The 17,088-nt window shown below is 55.6% G+C and carries 14 protein-coding genes and 1 other RNA gene; 4 read left to right on the top strand and 11 right to left on the bottom strand.

Annotation, left to right across the window (positions count from 1 at the left end):
- Positions 1 to 58 precede the first annotated feature (58 nt).
- From ABLV75_RS10910 to sufA, 7 genes are all read right to left on the bottom strand, one after another.
- The gene (locus ABLV75_RS10910; RefSeq protein WP_004102911.1) at positions 59 to 1,042 is read right to left on the bottom strand and encodes a L,D-transpeptidase family protein; all 984 of its coding nucleotides are present in this window, start codon (positions 1,040 to 1,042) and stop codon (positions 59 to 61) included.
- A 101-nt stretch (positions 1,043 to 1,143) separates the two neighbouring features.
- A complete protein-coding gene (gene sufE, locus ABLV75_RS10905; RefSeq protein ID WP_004102913.1) occupies positions 1,144 to 1,560 on the bottom strand; it encodes a cysteine desulfuration protein SufE in 417 nt (138 codons plus the stop codon).
- 11 nt (positions 1,561 to 1,571) lie between these two features.
- Entirely contained in the window at positions 1,572 to 2,792 is a 1,221-nt protein-coding gene (gene sufS, locus ABLV75_RS10900; RefSeq protein WP_016807788.1) for a cysteine desulfurase SufS, read from the bottom strand.
- Positions 2,789 to 4,063: a Fe-S cluster assembly protein SufD gene (gene sufD / locus ABLV75_RS10895; protein ID WP_004102915.1), complete on the bottom strand. Its 1,275-nt coding sequence runs from the start codon at positions 4,061 to 4,063 to the stop codon at positions 2,789 to 2,791. Before sufD ends, sufS begins: the two co-directional genes overlap by 4 nt.
- Entirely contained in the window at positions 4,038 to 4,784 is a 747-nt protein-coding gene (sufC, locus tag ABLV75_RS10890; protein WP_004102917.1) for a Fe-S cluster assembly ATPase SufC, read from the bottom strand. The genes sufD and sufC overlap by 26 nt, the downstream gene beginning before the upstream one ends.
- Before the next feature lie 16 nt (positions 4,785 to 4,800).
- Positions 4,801 to 6,288: a Fe-S cluster assembly protein SufB gene (gene sufB, locus ABLV75_RS10885; RefSeq protein ID WP_004102919.1), complete on the bottom strand. Its 1,488-nt coding sequence runs from the start codon at positions 6,286 to 6,288 to the stop codon at positions 4,801 to 4,803.
- Between the two features lie 2 nt (positions 6,289 to 6,290).
- On the bottom strand, positions 6,291 to 6,668 hold the full coding sequence (gene sufA / locus ABLV75_RS10880; RefSeq protein WP_004102921.1) for a Fe-S cluster assembly scaffold SufA: 378 nt from the start codon (positions 6,666 to 6,668) through the stop codon (positions 6,291 to 6,293).
- 537 nt (positions 6,669 to 7,205) lie between these two features.
- Here sufA and iraP point away from each other — a divergent pair.
- Together iraP and ABLV75_RS10870 are read left to right on the top strand one after the other, a co-directional pair.
- The gene (iraP, locus tag ABLV75_RS10875; RefSeq protein WP_004102923.1) at positions 7,206 to 7,547 is read left to right on the top strand and encodes an anti-adapter protein IraP; all 342 of its coding nucleotides are present in this window, start codon (positions 7,206 to 7,208) and stop codon (positions 7,545 to 7,547) included.
- Between the two features lie 651 nt (positions 7,548 to 8,198).
- Entirely contained in the window at positions 8,199 to 8,525 is a 327-nt protein-coding gene (locus ABLV75_RS10870) for a hypothetical protein (protein WP_004102933.1), read from the top strand.
- A gap of 119 nt (positions 8,526 to 8,644) precedes the next feature.
- On the opposite strand, the gene ABLV75_RS10865 is transcribed toward ABLV75_RS10870, so the two are convergent.
- The 3 genes from ABLV75_RS10865 to ABLV75_RS10855 form a co-directional block, all read right to left on the bottom strand.
- Entirely contained in the window at positions 8,645 to 8,893 is a 249-nt protein-coding gene (locus ABLV75_RS10865) for a GlsB/YeaQ/YmgE family stress response membrane protein (RefSeq protein WP_004102935.1), read from the bottom strand.
- A 370-nt stretch (positions 8,894 to 9,263) separates the two neighbouring features.
- On the bottom strand, positions 9,264 to 9,674 hold the full coding sequence (menI, locus tag ABLV75_RS10860) for a 1,4-dihydroxy-2-naphthoyl-CoA hydrolase (protein ID WP_004102937.1): 411 nt from the start codon (positions 9,672 to 9,674) through the stop codon (positions 9,264 to 9,266).
- A complete protein-coding gene (locus ABLV75_RS10855) occupies positions 9,671 to 12,727 on the bottom strand; it encodes an FAD-binding and (Fe-S)-binding domain-containing protein (protein ID WP_004102939.1) in 3,057 nt (1,018 codons plus the stop codon). The genes menI and ABLV75_RS10855 overlap by 4 nt, the downstream gene beginning before the upstream one ends.
- A gap of 203 nt (positions 12,728 to 12,930) precedes the next feature.
- Here ABLV75_RS10855 and ydiK point away from each other — a divergent pair, with 203 nt between their 5' ends.
- A complete protein-coding gene (gene ydiK / locus ABLV75_RS10850) occupies positions 12,931 to 14,052 on the top strand; it encodes an AI-2E family transporter YdiK (protein ID WP_004102941.1) in 1,122 nt (373 codons plus the stop codon).
- 212 nt (positions 14,053 to 14,264) lie between these two features.
- An RNA gene (gene rprA, locus ABLV75_RS10845) (antisense sRNA RprA) lies at positions 14,265 to 14,372 on the top strand.
- Between the two features lie 74 nt (positions 14,373 to 14,446).
- Here rprA and ppsA read toward each other — a convergent pair.
- On the bottom strand, positions 14,447 to 16,825 hold the full coding sequence (gene ppsA, locus ABLV75_RS10840; RefSeq protein ID WP_004102942.1) for a phosphoenolpyruvate synthase: 2,379 nt from the start codon (positions 16,823 to 16,825) through the stop codon (positions 14,447 to 14,449).
- Positions 16,826 to 17,088 lie beyond the last annotated feature (263 nt).

The following is a 17,088-nucleotide window of genomic DNA, read 5'->3' as shown; positions in this document are numbered from 1 at the left end:
CTGTGTAATAAAAATGGCGCACATTGTGCGCCATTTTTTTTGCCTCTCGTTCCCCCGCCTACGGCACCCTTTTTGCTTCGTCTACCGGCGCACTCTGTACGGACAGGCCCGACGTCGAGCTGCTGCCCGCGGATACCACCACCGGATATCCTGCTCGCCGGGTCAGCGCGCGTTTAAGCATGGCCTCATCCACCGCTTTATCGCCGGAGAATTGATGGAACTCCGCAGGAAGCGTATAGGCCATCGTCTGCGGGTTGCTGGTCTCATCCGGCGTCAACGGTCGATGAACTTCAACATAGCGCTTACCGTCCGGCTCCACGGCGAACTTGACCGGCTGATTGATAATCCGCACCGGCGTCCCGCTTTTCACCTGATTGAATAACGCCTGAATATCCGCCGCATTCATGCGCATACAGCCGGAGCTAACGCGTAGTCCGACGCTATCTGGCGCACTGGTGCCATGAATAAGATATTCCCCGTTGCCGTATGCCAGGCGCAGCGCATAACGCCCCAGCGGGTTATTCGGTCCTGCGGGCACGACCGGCGGCAGCTTAATTCCTTTCTCCAGCGAGCGAGCGCGAATGCCTGCCGTCGGCGTCCAGGTCGGGTTCGGAATTTTCTGCCCTATTCGCGTGGTCATCTCCGGGGTCTCCAGCCCCTGCTGACCAATCCCGAGGGGATAAACCTGCACCTGGTTCATTCCCGGCGGGAAGTAGTACAGGCGCAGCTCGGCCAGGTTGACGACGATCCCTTCCCGCGGCACGTCCGGCAGCAGCATCCGGGAGGGAATCAGCACCTGGGTACCCGGTTTAGGCTGCACCGGGGCAATCGTATCGTTCGCTTCGAGGATCAGCATCGCTGCGGTATCGAAACGACGGGCAATCGCCTGCAGGTTGCGATCATCCTCCTGTACCGTCCAGGACTGGTTCTCACCAATCAAACGACTGTTGGCAGGGGGAAGAGGGTAATCGACGGCCCAGGCTGCATGTGACGCGCTGAGGGCGCTCAGAACGGCTATGGTGATGAGAGAAGCGCGTTTCATACTGAGATTCCTTCTTTCGCTGATAAAACGCCAGGCCTGTTATGCACAACGGGAGGTTCCCCTCCCGTCGCGCATAACAGAATGAAATCTACTGTTTAATTCTAGCTAAGATTTGCCGCCTTCGCGCGGATTGCGCGGATCATCGCTTCCAGTCCTTGCGACCGTGAAGGCGTCAGGTGCTGCGTGAGGGCCATTTTTTCAAACCACGGGCGCACATCAAAAGCGAGGATATCCTTCGCCGTCATCCGATCGTAAAGAATAAACACCACCGCGATAAGCCCTTTCACAATAGCGGCATCGCTATCGCCGCGAAGCGCAATTGCGCCGCTCTGCTCCTGCGTCATCACGATCCATACCTGGCTCTGGCAGCCCTGAATGATGTTCTGCGCGCTATGCTCTTCCGGGCTCAGCGGCGCAAGGCGCTGCCCCAGTTCGATGATATAGAGATATTTCTCTTCCCAGTTCGCGCAACGGCTAAAGTTGCGCAGCAGTTTGTCTTTATCAGGTAACGCCGCCATAGTTGCTTCCTTTAGCTTAACAATTTGTGGATCCGCTGCAGGCCCGCTACCAGCCGGTCCACCTCTTCCGTGGTATTGTACATCGCCAGCGACGCCCGGCACATGGCAGGGACGCCGTAGAACTCCATGAGCGGCATGGCGCAATGGTGCCCGGTACGTACCGCAATGCCGTAGTTATCCAGGAAGCTGCCGACATCGTAGGCATGATGCTTGCCGAGATTAAAGGCAATCACCCCGAGCCGATTTTGCGGACCATAAAGGGTTAAATCCGCCACGCTCTCCAGCGCCTGCAGCGCGTAGCGCATCAGGGTTTGTTCATATTCCGCGATCTGCGTCAGACCCAGCGCGCTGACGTAATCCAGCGCCGCCCCCAGCCCGATGATACCGCCGGTGTTCGGCGTTCCCGCCTCGAAGCGCCACGGCGCTTTTGTCCAGGTCGTGCCTTGCGTCAGGCTGACCGTGGCGATCATCGACCCGCCCCCTTCCCAAGGCGCCATATCCTGCAGGATATCCTGCTTAACGTAGAGCATGCCGATACCGGTGGGGCCGTAAAGCTTATGCGCGGAAAATGCGTAGAAATCACAGTCCAGAGCCTGCACGTCCACCGGATGGTGCATCACCGCCTGCGCGCCGTCCACCAGCACTTTGGCGCCGTGCTGATGGGCTAAAGCCACCAGGGCGGCGACCGGGTTTTCGGTTCCCAGCACGTTAGACACCTGGGTGATTGCCAGCAGCCGGGTGCGCTCATCAAACAGGCCGGGGATGGCATCGAGCTGCAGCGTACCGTCCTGATTCAGCGGGATGACCCGCAGTTCGGCGCCCACCCTGGCGCACAGCATCTGCCACGGCACGATATTGGCGTGATGCTCCATCGCGCTGACGATGATATTGTCCCCTGCGCCGACGTTAGCATTGCCCCAGCTGTTCGCTACCAGATTAATGCCTTCCGTGGTACCGCGAACAAACACCAGCTCTTCTGCCGATCGGGCATTCAGGAACGTCGCCCCCTGCTGACGCACCTGCTCCATCCGCGCCGTGGCTTCCGCGCTAAGGGTATGAATGCCGCGGTGTACCGCCGCATAGCCGTGGCGGTAAAACTCCGCCTCAGCGTTGATCACCGCTTCCGGCTTCTGCGCGCTGGCGGCGCTATCAAGGTAGGCCAGCGGCTGACCGTTCACCTCGCGATTAAGCACGGGAAAATCCGCGCGCACGCGTTCCACAGAAAATGTCATGCTTTACCTCCCGGCAAACGCTGGCCAATACGCGCCAGTATCTGCTGCCTGAGCGCCTCATCATCGATCGCTTCCGTGAGCTCCGCGGCAAAGGCGTAAAGAATCATCTGCTGCGCCGCCTGCTGCGTAATGCCGCGCGAACGCAGATAAAACAGCTGTTCATCATCAATGCGCCCGATGGTCGCGCCGTGGCTGCACTTTACGTCATCAGCGTAGATTTCCAGCTGCGGCTTGGTATCCACTTCGGACAGGCGGCCAAGCAGCAAATTATTGTTGGTCATCTGGCCATCGGTTTTAATCGCATGCTGGGCGACGTTGATCAGTCCATTAAACACCGCGCGCCCTTTATCGTTGACGATGGTTTTGTGCAGCTGACGGCTGTTACAGTATCCGACCTTATGATCGAGCCAGGTGCGGCTGTCGCACACTTCGTTGTTAACCGGCATCGCCAGCGAGTTAATCCGCAGGTTGCTGTTTTCACCGTTCAACTGCGTGCTGGTGTGGTGGCGTAGTACCGAGGCGCCGAGCAGAAAACTGCTGCTGAAGGCGGAGGCGTCGCGTCCGAGGGCCAAATCGTTATGGGCAAAGTGGTAGCTTTGCGCATTTTCAAACGCCAGCTTGATATGCTGCAGGTGGGCGTTATCCGCCACGGACATCGTCAGCCTTGCGCCGGTAAAATGGGCGGCGTCGTTGAGGCTCAGATAGTGTTCGATAATAGTCGCCTGCGCGCCGCTCTCCAGCTCCAGATGGTGGCGATAGTGGGCGGTGTTCATTTCATCGCCCGCCAGCCCGCGCGTCATGTGCACGATCAGCAGCGGCTTTTCCGGTCGCTGGTGGCGCCCGACCCGGATATGGGTGACGCTGGTCGCCAGGCTTTCGGTCAAATGCAGAAAAACTTCGGGCTGAACGGCTTCAGGCAGCGGCTGACGGTCGTTATCTACCCGCACCTCAAAGCCGCTGGCGGTCAGGTCGTCGCTCAGGCGTTCGTTAAACTGGCCGTCGACAAAAACCAGACGCCATGCGTCCACCGCCAGCCCCAGCGCGTCGCGTTGGGCCGCCGTCAGCGTCTGCGGTTCCGCAGCGACAAAAGTATGGTTCAGTAACGCATCCAGCGGCGTATATTTCCAGTTTTCATGTTTACGCGTCGGCAGCCCCAGCCGCAGAAGCTGTTGCAAATGCTGATGCGCCTGCGGGCTGCGCTGCTCGCTTTGCGCTTCAAACAGATGGTGCCACTGCTGCAGCGCGTTACTGCTGTTCGGTAAGCCAGCCATAGCCCTGCTCCTCCAGTTGTTTGACCAGAGTAAAATCGCCGGATTTAACAATCCGCCCCTGGTACAGCACGTGGACGTAATCCGGCTTGATATAGTCGAGAATGCGCTGATAGTGGGTGACGATAATAAACGAGCGCTTGCCGTCGCGCAGCGAGTTAACGCCGTCGGAAACAATCTTCAGGGCGTCGATATCCAGCCCGGAGTCCGACTCGTCCAGGATGCACAGCTCCGGTTCCAGCACCGCCATCTGCAGGATATCGTTGCGCTTTTTCTCGCCGCCGGAGAAGCCGACGTTAACCGAGCGGGTCAGCAGATCCTCCGGCATCTTCAGCAGCTTAATTTTGTCCTCCATCAGGTCCTGGAAGTCAAAGCGGTCAAGCTGCTCCTGGCCGCGGTAGCTGCGCACGGCGTTCAGCGCGGTTTGCAGGAAAAACTGATTGCTGACGCCGGGAATTTCAACCGGATACTGAAAGGCCATGAAGATGCCCTCGCCGGCGCGATCTTCAGGGGAGAGTTCCAGCAGATCTTTGCCTTTAAACTCCACGCTGCCGCCGGTCACCTCATAGTCTTCACGTCCGGCAAGCGTGGCGGAGAGCGTACTTTTACCGGAACCGTTCGGGCCCATAATGGCATGCACTTCGCCGGGGCGAACGTCCAGATTCAGTCCGCGCAGGATCTCTTTGTCTTCAACGGCGACCTGCAAATTTTTTATACTTAACATCTTATTTCCTTTGTTATCAGCCGACGCTGTGTTCAAGGCTAATCGCCAGTAATTTTTGCGCTTCTACGGCAAACTCCAGCGGCAGCTCTGAGAAGACATCCTTACAGAAACCGTTAACGATCATCGAGATGGCATCATCTTCGCTGATTCCGCGCTGCAGACAGTAGAACAGCTGATCTTCGCCGATACGGGAGGTGGTCGCTTCGTGCTCAAGCTGCGCGCTGTTATTACGGCATTCTACATACGGGAAGGTATGCGCCCCGCTGTCCGGGCCAATCAGCATGGAGTCGCACTGGGTGAAGTTGCGCGCGTTGGTCGCGGTGGGCATGATTTTGACCAGGCCGCGATAGCTGTTCTGGCTGTGGCCGGCTGAAATCCCCTTCGAGATAATCGTCGAACGGGTGTTTTTGCCGATATGGATCATCTTGGTGCCGGTGTCCGCCTGCTGGTGGCCGCTGGTCAGCGCTACCGAGAAGAACTCGCCAATGGAGTTATCGCCGCGCAGAATACAGCTCGGATACTTCCAGGTGATCGCCGAGCCGGTTTCCGACTGGGTCCACGACATTTTGCTGTTCTCGCCTTCGCAAAGCGCGCGCTTGGTCACGAAATTAAGGATCCCGCCGGTATTATTGTCGCCGGGGAACCAGTTTTGCACCGTGGAGTACTTCACCTCGGCATCTTTATGAATGATCACCTCCACCACCGCCGCGTGCAGCTGGTAGCTATCGCGTACCGGCGCCGAACAGCCTTCGATATAGCTCACGTAGCTGCCTTCGTCGGCGACCAGTATGGTGCGTTCGAACTGGCCGGTTTTCTCGGCGTTGATGCGGAAATAGGTCGACAGCTCCATCGGGCAGCGCACGCCTTTGGGCACATAGATAAAGGTGCCGTCGGAGGCTACCGCCGCGTTAAGGGCGGCAAAGAAGTTGTCGTTGCCCGGTACTACGGTGCCGAGGTATTTCCTGACCAGTTCAGGGTGATCGTGAATCGCTTCGCCGAAGGAGCAGAAAATAATCCCCTGCTCCGCCAGCTTTTCGCGATAGGTGGTCGCCACGGAAACCGAGTCAAAAATGGCGTCGACGGCCACCTCCCGCCCTTCGCGAACCGGTACGCCGAGAAGGTTAAACGCCTCTTCGACTTCGCTGGTCAGAAATGCGCTGGACCCCGTTTGCTGTAGAGCTCCCGGCTCAGAAGCGCAGGCGTCATCGCAGTTGCCGCAGGAGGGCGCTGAGTAATAGCTGTAATCCTGATAATTCAGCTTGTCGTAGTGCGCTTTCAGCCAGTGCGGCTCTTCCATTGCCTGCCAGGCCTTGAAGGCGTTCAGACGAAACTCCAGCATCCATTCTGGTTCATTGCGGCGTGCAGAAATCGCCCGAACCACCTCTTCATTTATGCCTTTCGCCAGCTCATCGGTCTGTAGCTGGGTAAAAAAGCCCTCTTTATAGTTGAGTGGCCCGCCGCTCCAGGTTTTGACATCGTCAGTTGCTTCAGTATTACGAGACATAGTTACTCCGCCTGAACGCCAAAACTTTCGCCGCAGCCGCATTCGTGCTGCGCTTTGGGGTTATGAAATTTAAAGATCTGGTTTAAACCTTCGCGGACGTAGTCGAGCTCGGTGCCATCGATAAACGGCATGGCCTGCAGCGGCGCCCACAGTTTCGCGCCATCGCGCTCAAAAAGCAGATCGTCCTGCGCCGGTTCAGCGATGAGTTCGAGAACGTAGCCAAAGCCGGCGCAGCCGCTGGTTTTAACGCCCAGGCGTAGCCCCTGCTTGTCGGGTTGTTTGCTGACCAGTTCGCGAATATGGGCGGCGGCGGCTGGGGTCATCGCCAGGCCGCGCCAGCTGAAATCTTCGGGATTAAAAGTTCCTGCATGTGAATCCATCGCTCTACCTCATAGGTTGACGCCATCAGGGCATACCCACTATGTTAGTGATAATGATTATCACTTCAACCCATCCGGAGAAGGGGTATTGTCCCCGCTGGCTCATTTCTTGCGCTTTTTATAAGCATAGACCCTGTGCTCGGCGTTTTCAGCCTGCGAATTTCTGTTTTAATATATTGAAAAATAATAAGATATTGACGTTTGGCGCGCTTAATTGCAGGCAATGGCAAAGATGTATCGAAAATACCGATTTATAAAATAGGCGCGGGAAAAAGCACTTTTCATCTACTTGCTGGACATTCAATGAGTTACACGCTTCAGGCCGCAACAAGCCAGCGTGCCGGCAGCAAAATCATCTGACAGCACATTGAGATAAAGCCATAGCGACGGATCGCCTGCAACCGATAATGAAAATACCCCACTACCACTGATGATATATTTTCTGGCATATTTATCTTCAATGGATATTTCGCTGATCCTGCAACGAATATAACCAGCGTGATCTTCGGCGTTTAACTCATTGATTTAAGGATTATCATGAATAATGTCATTCTCAGCATCATCGCGAAAATTTCAGCGATGGATGCAGAAAACAAGCAGCTTGCTGCGCAGGTTGAGGCCCAGTCGCTGCTGATAAGCGCATTGATGCTTGCCATTGGCGAGGAAGGAGGGGTCGCGGAGCTGGTTGGGAATGTGACCAAAGCAATTAACTCGGTGCTTGAATCATCGGAAGATATTCTTAAATCCGACGCTGAGCTTCTGCTGACTAAATTTCAGGAGCAAATAGCGCTCACGCAATTGATTAATACCCACGAAGATAAAATTAATCAAGCCGCACTCGGCGGCGGAGAGGCGACCAAAGGCAAACGCGTGGACTAAGCGGAGCCCTGCTTCCAGCGAAGTCCTGCCGCCTGTTCGCCGCGTCGGCGTCCACCGTGGCATCGGTTGATGCCGCGCTGCGCATAATGAGGCGCGGCGGCCAATAAACAGTATTAATATTTTCTTCACGTGCGTATCCGGCGGGACGATGGCATTTGCCTCCCATTGCCCCTCTGGCTCCCGCGCCGCCTGACGCGCCACCCGACCAATATGCCAAATTGAGACGCTGTTTGCCCCCTCACTAACGCGAATCCATTCATGCAACGAAACCTATTCGTTTTCATTATAAGTGCTGTCATTTCACAGAAATAAAGATTTATTCAGTGCCGGCTGGCTCCTGTAGAATGCGCTGCTAAATTTCCTTCATCTTTTCACGCAATGTCGCAACGGCGACCGATCGGGAACCTGTGTTGTACTGAACTATGGATATAGAAACAGATGTCATGTCGATGTGTATGGTCGTCCTGTTAATTATTAGCGTTTTGCTCGATTAACCCCATTTCCCCCTTAAATTTCGTAAGCCTCACCGTCGCGTACAGGCTTTCACATTCGTGAAGAAATAAGGAGATTCATAGGATTCGCCCCCCGTGGGATTGTTTGCCAAAAGCGTTGCCTCTAAGCTTTTATCGACATACTTATGAGGTAACAAAAATGAAAAAAACTATCATTGCGCTCTTCGCCGTCGTTTCGATTACCGTCACCAGCGCGTTCGCCGCCGATGCAGAGAAAGCCGAAACGCCCTTACCGGCGGCTGAGGCGCATAATGCTGGCCATCCCCCCTTCGAGCTGACTCAGGGTTATGGCCCAATGCCTTTCCCTGTGCCGCCGAAAAAACCGGTTATTTTCTCCGCCACCGTAGCCACCGATAATCCGGTCGAAACGATCAATAAACTCACGCCGCTGATTCCAGCCAGCAAAGCTAAACATTATGAAGTGCGCGTTGAAGTCGTGCCGGTCCCCGATATGCCCGCGCTGTAAGCGCGTATCGTGGTAATAGAATGAAAGAGGGGAAATTAAACACTCGGACATTTTAGAAGTATTAAAAAGGCTGCCGACAATGGCGGCAGCCTCTGCACTTTATGACGTTGCTGGTGCGGTTAGCTTCTGATCTTACGGTAGATGAAGAGTACGACCAGCGCACCAATCACCGCGACGACAAAGCTGCCGAAATTAAAACCGTCGACCCGGCCAAAGCCGAAGAAAGTACTAATCCAACCCCCGACAACTGCACCGATGACACCGAGAATTACGGTAACGATAAACCCGCCGCCGTCTTTCCCCGGCATAATCCACTTGGCTAAAATACCGGCAATAAGCCCAAAAATGATCCATGAAATGATACCCATAGCTAACTCCGTCCTCTTGTTACCTTGTAAATTCTGGTATTAAAAATATTAGCATAAATATTAACGATGTTTGATAAATTTATATTTAACATGGATGAGCTTGTCATATCAAACATAATGGTCTACGCGCTAAAGATGTCGCACAAATAAGCGACCAAAGAATATAAAAGGTAGAAGGCTAATAATCCCTGGTGAGCAGCAAAGTTAAGCCAGGACTTTTCTTATAAAGCGTTAACTTTGGGCCTGGTTAAATCTCAATACAAATAATAGTGCAAACCGGCAGCTAGCGGATATAGCGTAGGTACGTTCAGCGGTGATGAAGGATGGCAGGTAATAAGTATTAAGGGGGAAATCTTCCCCCTTAATTGACTTAAATTACGGCTGTGGTCAACCGCGACGAACAGCAAAGACGCCCCTGCTCATCAGTAATGTCGATCTGCCACACCTGGTGACGGGAGCCGACGTGCAGCGCCCGGCACACGCCGCGAACCCTCCCGCTGCGCACCGAACGAATATGGTTGGCATTGACCTCCAGACCGACCACCTTCTGTTCACCTTCGCTGCACAGGTAGCCCGCCACCGAACCTAACGTTTCCGCTAATACCACCGATGCGCCGCCGTGCAGCAGGCCAAACGGCTGATGGGTGCGGCTGTCTACCGGCATGGTCGCGGCGATGGTCTCATCGGTCATGGCCTCGAAGCGAATATCCAGCAGGCCGACCATATTCCCGTCGCCCATCGCGTTCAGCTGCTCCAGCGTGCTGTGACGTTTCCAAATCATCCCATAATCTCCAGTAGCGCCTGCAGCGGATGGCGCACGCCGCTGCCTTCAATACGCTTCACCTGGCTACGGCAGGAGTAGCCGGTGACCAGACAGCGGTTGCGCGGCAGGCGCTGCATCGCCTGCTGCCACGAGAGCGCGTAGATGGCCAGCGAATTGGCGTGATTCTTCACTTCATGACCGTAGGTCCCGGCCATACCGCAGCAGCCCACGTTAACGTTTTCCAGCTTCGCGCCAAAGCGTGCGAAGATATCCGCCCACTGCCGGGTAGAAGCGGGAAGCGCCGTCACCTCAGTACAGTGACCAAACAGATACCACGACTCGCCGCCTTGATCCTGCGCTGCGGTTTCCGTCAACGCCTGCGGCAACCATTCATGCACCAGCATCACGCGAAAATCGCCGCGCTTGTCGCCCAGCACCTGGTTGTATTCATCGCGATAGCAGAGCACCAGCGCCGGATCGACACCCACCATCGGCATGCCGAGCTGGGCCACGCGGTTAAGGAAGTCGGCAGTTTTCTGCGCGGTGCGCGCGAATCGCGTCAGGAAGCCCTTAATATGCTGCGCCTTGCCGTTGGGAGAGAACGGCAGCAGCACCGGCTGGTATCCTACTTTCTCGATCAGGCGAACAAAGTCGGCAACCACCTGCGCATCGTAATAGCTGGTGAAGGGATCCTGAACCACCAGCACCCTCTTCGCCCTCTGCTCCGGGCTCAGCGCTTCCAGCTGTTCCAGGGTGGTATTCGCCGAACGGTGGCCGACCATCTGCTGCTTCAACGATGGGACGGAAAGCAGCGGAAGATCAACCATACCAATATGCTTTTCTGATAGCTTGCGCATCCACGGCTGATTGATAAAGAAGTTGAAGGTCTTTGGCGCATGCGCCATCAGCGGCGCGTAGGATTCAACCGTCGCCACCAGATGGTCGCGAACCGGGCGCAAATAGCGGCTATGGTAAAGCTGCAGGAAACGCGAACGGAACTCCGGAACGTCGATTTTAATCGGACACTGGGTCGAGCAGGCTTTACAGGCCAGACAGCCGGACATCGCCTCTTTAACCTCATGGGAGAAATCGTACTCGCCTTTACGTGCGTGCCAGCTATTGCGGGTACGCTCCACCAGAGTACGCAGGCTGGCGCGTTTTTCCGGCAGATCTTTTTCCAGCTGATTGGGGTCGATGCCGCGGTCCGCCAGCAGGCGCAGCCATTCACGCACCAGCGTTGCCCGCCCTTTCGGCGAGTGAATACGGTGGTTGCTGACCTTCATCGACGGGCACATCGGGCTTTTGGCATCAAAGTTGAAGCACAGGCCATTGCCGTTACACTCCATCGCGCCGCGCCACGAGCTGCGCACGGCGATGGGGATCTGCCGATCGAATGTCCCGCGCTTGACCGCATCCACCTTCATCATCGGCGCATCAACGCCTTCCGGAGGACAGATTTTACCCGGGTTCAGACGGTTATCCGGGTCAAACGCGGCTTTAATTTTGCGCAGTTCGCCGAACAGCTCTTCGCCGAAGAATGCCGGACTGTATTCAGCGCGAAAACCCTTGCCGTGTTCCCCCCATAGCAGACCGCCGTACTTAGCGGTTAACGCGACCACGTCATCGGAGATCCGCTTCATCAGCATCTCTTGCTGCGGGTCACACATATCCAGCGCCGGCCGCACGTGCAGCACGCCGGCATCGACATGACCAAACATACCGTAGCTCAGCCCGTGGCCGTCGAGCAGCTCACGGAATTCAGCAATATAATCGGCCAGGTGTTCCGGCGGCACGCAGGTATCTTCGGCGAAAGGTATCGGTTTGGCGGCCCCTTTGGCATTCCCCAGAAGCCCAACCGCTTTTTTCCGCATCGCATAGATGCGCTCGACGCCGTCCAGCTCGTGACAAACCTGCCAGCCGATTACGCCCGCCTCGTTGCGTGCTATCAGTTCATCCAGGCGCTGACACAGGGTCGTCACCTGGCCGTCAATCAGTTCGGCGTCATCACCGGCGAACTCGACGATATTCAGCCCCAGCATCTCCTTATCCGCAACGTCGGTAATGAGCTCGCTAACCGAATGCCAGACAATATCCTCCCGCGCCAGATTGAGCACCTTCGAGTCGACCGTTTCGACCGAAAGCGCCTTCGCTTCCACCATAAACGGCGCGTTGCGCAGCGCAGAGTTAAAGGAATCGTACTTAACGTTGACCAGCCGGCGCACTTTCGGCAAACGGGTGATATCCAGCCGCGCTTCGGTAATAAACGCCAGCGTGCCTTCGGAACCGGTCAGGATTCGGGTCAGATCAAATTCGCTCATGTCGTCGTTGAACACGTGGCGCAGATCGTAACCCGTGAGGAAACGGTTAAGTTTCGGGAATTTATCGATAACCAGCTGCCGCTGCGCTTTGCAGCGTTGATATACCGTGCGATAGATCCGCCCGATCGCCGACTGTTCTGCGCCCAGGGTTTCCGCCAGCGCCGCCGGGATTGGCTGAGTGTCAAGAATATCGCCGCCGATCAGCACCGAGCGCACCCCGAGTACGTGATCGGAGGTTTTACCGTAGACCAGCGACCCCTGCCCGGAGGCGTCGGTGTTGATCATCCCGCCAAGCGTGGCGCGGTTGCTGGTCGACAGTTCCGGGGCAAAAAAGTAGCCGTACGGTTTAAGAAACTGATTAAGCTGGTCCTTAATGACCCCCGCCTCCACCCGCACCCACCCTTCTTCGGGATTGATTTCAATAATGCGGTTCATATAGCGGGACATATCGACGATGATCCCGGCGTTCAGCGCCTGGCCGTTCGTGCCGGTGCCGCCTCCGCGCGGGGTAAAGATCAGCGTTTTAAAACGCTCTTCCGCTGCCAGTCTTGCCAGCAGAGCCACGTCTGCCGTGGAACGGGGGAATAAAATCGCATCCGGCAACAGCTGATATACACTGTTATCAGTTGCCATCGTTAGCCTGTCGGCGTAGCTGGTGGCGGTATCGCCGGTAAAACCCTGTTGCTCCAGTACCTGCAAAAAATTCAGCACCAGTTGAACGACACCTGGCGCTTGAGAAATCTGTGGGATCATGACGCTCGACCCTGCCTGACTATGTTGTGTTGTAAGTGATTAATCGTTTGCGTGACGCACCCAACTTTTTATCACATTTTTTTCATATGCGCCCGCCAGAATTAAGGGCAAAATCAGGCGCGCGAACTTATTGATATTATTATCAGTACATGGAATTACGCTGCGTCAGCCTTTTGACGCGACTGCAAAGGTAAAATTTCACTATGATTAACCCCAATCAGCCCCGGGATATACCGCAAGTTCTGCTGTCGGTGCTGTTTTTGTCCCTGATTATTATTTCCTGTCTGTGGGTCGTTCAGCCATTTATTCTGTCATTTGCGTGGGCCGGTACGGTGGTCATCGCGACCTGGCCGGTACTTTTGCGCCTGCAGAGCCTGCTTTTCGGCAAACGCTCTCTGGCCGTACTGGTAATGACGCTGCTGCTTTTTTTACTCTTCGTTATTCCTATTGCGCTACTGGTCAATAGTCTGGTGGACAACAGCGTGCCATTAATAAAAGTGGTGACCAGCGGCAACTTTACCCCGCCGGATCTGGCGTGGCTGAATACGGTTCCGCTGATCGGCGATAAGCTGTACACCGGCTGGCATAATTTGCTGGAGATGGGGGGCACGGCGATTATGACTAAAATTCGCCCTTATCTCGGCACCACCACCACCTGGTTTGTTGGTCAGGCGGCGCATATCGGCAAGCTGCTGGTCTACTGCGGTCTTATGCTACTGTTTAGCGCGCTGCTGTACTGGCGCGGTGAACAGGTCGCCTATGGTTTCCGCCACTTCGCTACCCGTCTGGCCGCCAAACGCGGCGACGCGGCGGTGATCCTCGCCGGTCAGGCAATTCGCGCCGTGGCGCTGGGAGTGGTCGTGACGGCCCTGGCCCAGGCGGTGCTCGGCGGTATTGGTCTCGCGGTCAGCGGCGTGCCCTACGCGGCGCTGCTCACCGTGGTGATGATTTTTACCTGTCTTGTCCAGCTGGGGCCTTTGCTGGTTCTGGTGCCGTCAATTATCTGGCTCTACTGGAGCGGCGATACCACCTGGGGTACCGTATTGCTGGTGTGGAGCTGCGTAGTGGGCACCATGGACAATTTTATCCGGCCGCTATTGATTCGTATGGGTGCCGACCTGCCGATGATTCTGATCCTTTCCGGCGTTATCGGCGGTCTGGTGGCGTTCGGCATGATTGGCCTGTTTATCGGGCCGGTTCTGCTGGCGGTCTCCTGGCGACTATACGACGCGTGGGTTAACGAAACGCCGCCACCGCCGAAAGATCCCGATCTGGTGCTTGAGGAGCTTAGCGAGCTCAATACCCGAGCCTCGCAGGATAAATAAGTCAACGGGCGGGGAAACCCGCCTTTTGCCATTGCGCCTCGACTGCTGTCGGGCACACCGCCCTCAAATATTAAGAAACACTAATATATTCCTCACAACAGTCCGCATTCCTCTGCCCACTAACCACATTTGCTTCGCAGATTCTTTACCTTAATTTAACTATTGAGAGGAATCCGATCGACGCAAAAAGCCTCAGTGCCTAGTATTAGCTCACGGTTATAAATCAATGCCTTGATTTATAAGCATGGAAATCCCCTGAGTGAAACAACGAATTGCTGTGTGTAGTCTTTGCCCATCTCCCACGATGGGCTTTTTTTTGCCCGTACGCTGACGGCTGAAACAAAAAATCCCCGCCATTGCTGACGGGGATTGCGCATTTTGTTTAGCGAAAAACTTACTTATTCAGCTCCGCCAGGCCAAGCCAGGTTTGCACCACGGTATCCGGATTGAGGGAAAGGCTATCGATTCCCTCTTCCATCAGCCAGGCGGCAAAATCTTCATGGTCTGACGGACCCTGCCCGCAGATACCGACGTATTTACCCTGTTTCTTCGCCGCGCGGATAGCCATCGACAGCAGCGCTTTCACCGCGTCGTTACGCTCATCGAACAGCTCGGAGACCACGCCGGAGTCGCGATCCAGACCCAGCGTCAGTTGCGTCATATCGTTGGAGCCAATGGAGAAACCGTCGAAGTATTCGAGGAACTGCTCAGCCAGCAGCGCATTCGATGGGATTTCACACATCATAATCAGCTTAAGGCCGTTCTCGCCGCGCTTGAGGCCCTGGCGCGCCAGCTCTTCAACCACCGCTTTTGCCTGCGCGACGGTACGAACAAACGGCACCATGATTTCGACGTTGGTCAGGCCCATATCGTTACGCACGCGTTTTACTGCTTCACACTCCAGCGCGAAGCAGTCACGGAAGCTTTCGGAGACATAGCGGCCGGCCCCGCGGAAGCCCAGCATCGGGTTTTCTTCTTCCGGCTCATAACGCTCGCCGCCGACCAGGTTGGCGTATTCGTTAGATTTGAAGTCGGAAAGGCGCACGATGACCCGTTTCGGGAAAAATGCCGCGCCAAGCGTCGAAATACCCTCGGTCAGGCGACCGACGTAAAACTCTCTCGGCGAGTCGTAACCTTTCATCAGCTCGCGGATTTCGTTCTGCAGACCCGGTTCCTGATCGTCAAACTCCAGCAGCGCGCGCGGGTGAACGCCGATCATCCGGTTGATAATAAACTCCAGACGCGCCAGGCCCACGCCTTCGTTCGGCAGGCAGGCAAAGTCGAAAGCCCGGTCCGGGTTACCGACGTTCATCATAATTTTCAGCGGCAGATCCGGCATATCGCCGACGGTGGAACTCTTGACGCTGAAGTCGAGAATTTCGGCATAGACGTAGCCGGTATCGCCCTCGGCGCAGGAGACGGTTACATTCTGGTTTTCCTGGATGCGATCGGTGGCGTTGCCGCAGCCCACTACCGCCGGGATCCCCAGCTCACGCGCGATAATCGCCGCATGACAGGTCCGCCCGCCGCGGTTGGTGACGATCGCCGCCGCTTTTTTCATGATTGGTTCCCAGTCCGGGTCGGTCATGTCGGTCACGAGAACGTCGCCGGGCTCGATACGGTTCATTTCGCTGATATCATGAATGACTTTCACCGGACCCGCGCCGATGCGGTGGCCGATCGCGCGCCCTTCCGAAATAATCTGCCCTTGCGCATGGAGGGTATAACGCTCCATCACCTGGCCGCGCGAACGGACGGTTTCCGGACGCGCCTGGACGATAAACAGCTTACCGGTATGGCCATCTTTCGCCCATTCGATATCCATCGGGCGGTTGTAGTGCTTCTCGATTTGCACTGCCTGCTGGGCCAGCTCCTGCACTTCCGCGTCGGTCAACGAGAAAACGTCGCGCTGCGCCTGCGGCACGTCTTCGATACGCACCTGCTTGCCGTGCTCCTGAGTTGGAGCATAAACCATGCGGATCTTTTTCGACCCCATGGTGCGGCGAACAATCGCCGGCCGTCCCGCTTCCAGCGTCGGTTTATGGACGTAGAACTCATCGGGGTTCACCGCCCCCTGCACCACCATCTCGCCAAGCCCCCAGGCGGAGGTGATAAACACCACCTGATCGAATCCGGATTCGGTATCGATGGAGAACATCACGCCGGATGATGCAAGATCGGAACGCACCATCCGCTGCACCCCGGCGGATAGAGCCACGCCGCGGTGATCGTAACCCTGATGCACGCGATAGGAAATGGCGCGATCGTTAAACAGCGAAGCAAACACGTGCTTCACCGCGACGAGCACGGCGTCAAAGCCCTGCACGTTAAGGAATGTCTCTTGCTGACCGGCGAAGGAGGCATCCGGCATATCTTCCGCCGTTGCGGAGGAGCGCACGGCAAAGGAGGCCTCAGCGTCATCGGCGGACAGCTGGGTATACGCGTCGCGAATCGCATTTTCCAGTTCGCTCTGGAACGGCGTATCAATGATCCACTGACGGATCTGCGCGCCCGCTTTCGCTAATGCGGAAACGTCGTCAATGTCGGTTTCATCCAGCAGTTCATAGATGCGCTGGTTCACGCCGCTTTGGTCCAAAAACTGATTAAAAGCATCAGCGGTGGTGGCAAACCCGTTCGGTACGGACACACCCATACCTGACAGATTTGTAATCATTTCACCAAGGGAGGCATTTTTGCCCCCAACCCTGTCTACATCATTCATGCCGAGTTGGTTATACCAAAGCACCAGCGGTGACGAGCCATTGTTGGACATCGAGACAATCCTTTTGTGATTTAATACCAGTGATAAATAATTCACGATCGACTACGGGATTTATCCTGACATAATTATGCCGTTGAAAAAAACGGTGAATCGTTCAAGCAAATTATTTTTTCGTTTTTAGGATTCTTTTCCGGATATAGCTAAGCCAATGATTCTTCTAAAATCTGATGAAATTTGATACAAAAGATACGCAGTTGCGAAAAATGAACCAACCTTTTCATTAAAAATAAAAATAGCGTTTCACTTTTTAAATT

The sequence above is a fragment of the Klebsiella sp. CN_Kp066 genome, assembly GCF_040065135.1.
In the GTDB taxonomy this organism is placed as follows: Bacteria; Pseudomonadota; Gammaproteobacteria; order Enterobacterales; family Enterobacteriaceae; genus Klebsiella; species Klebsiella oxytoca.
The sequence above is the reverse complement of the archived record's forward strand: the minus strand, read 5'-3'. Positions and strand labels throughout refer to the sequence as shown.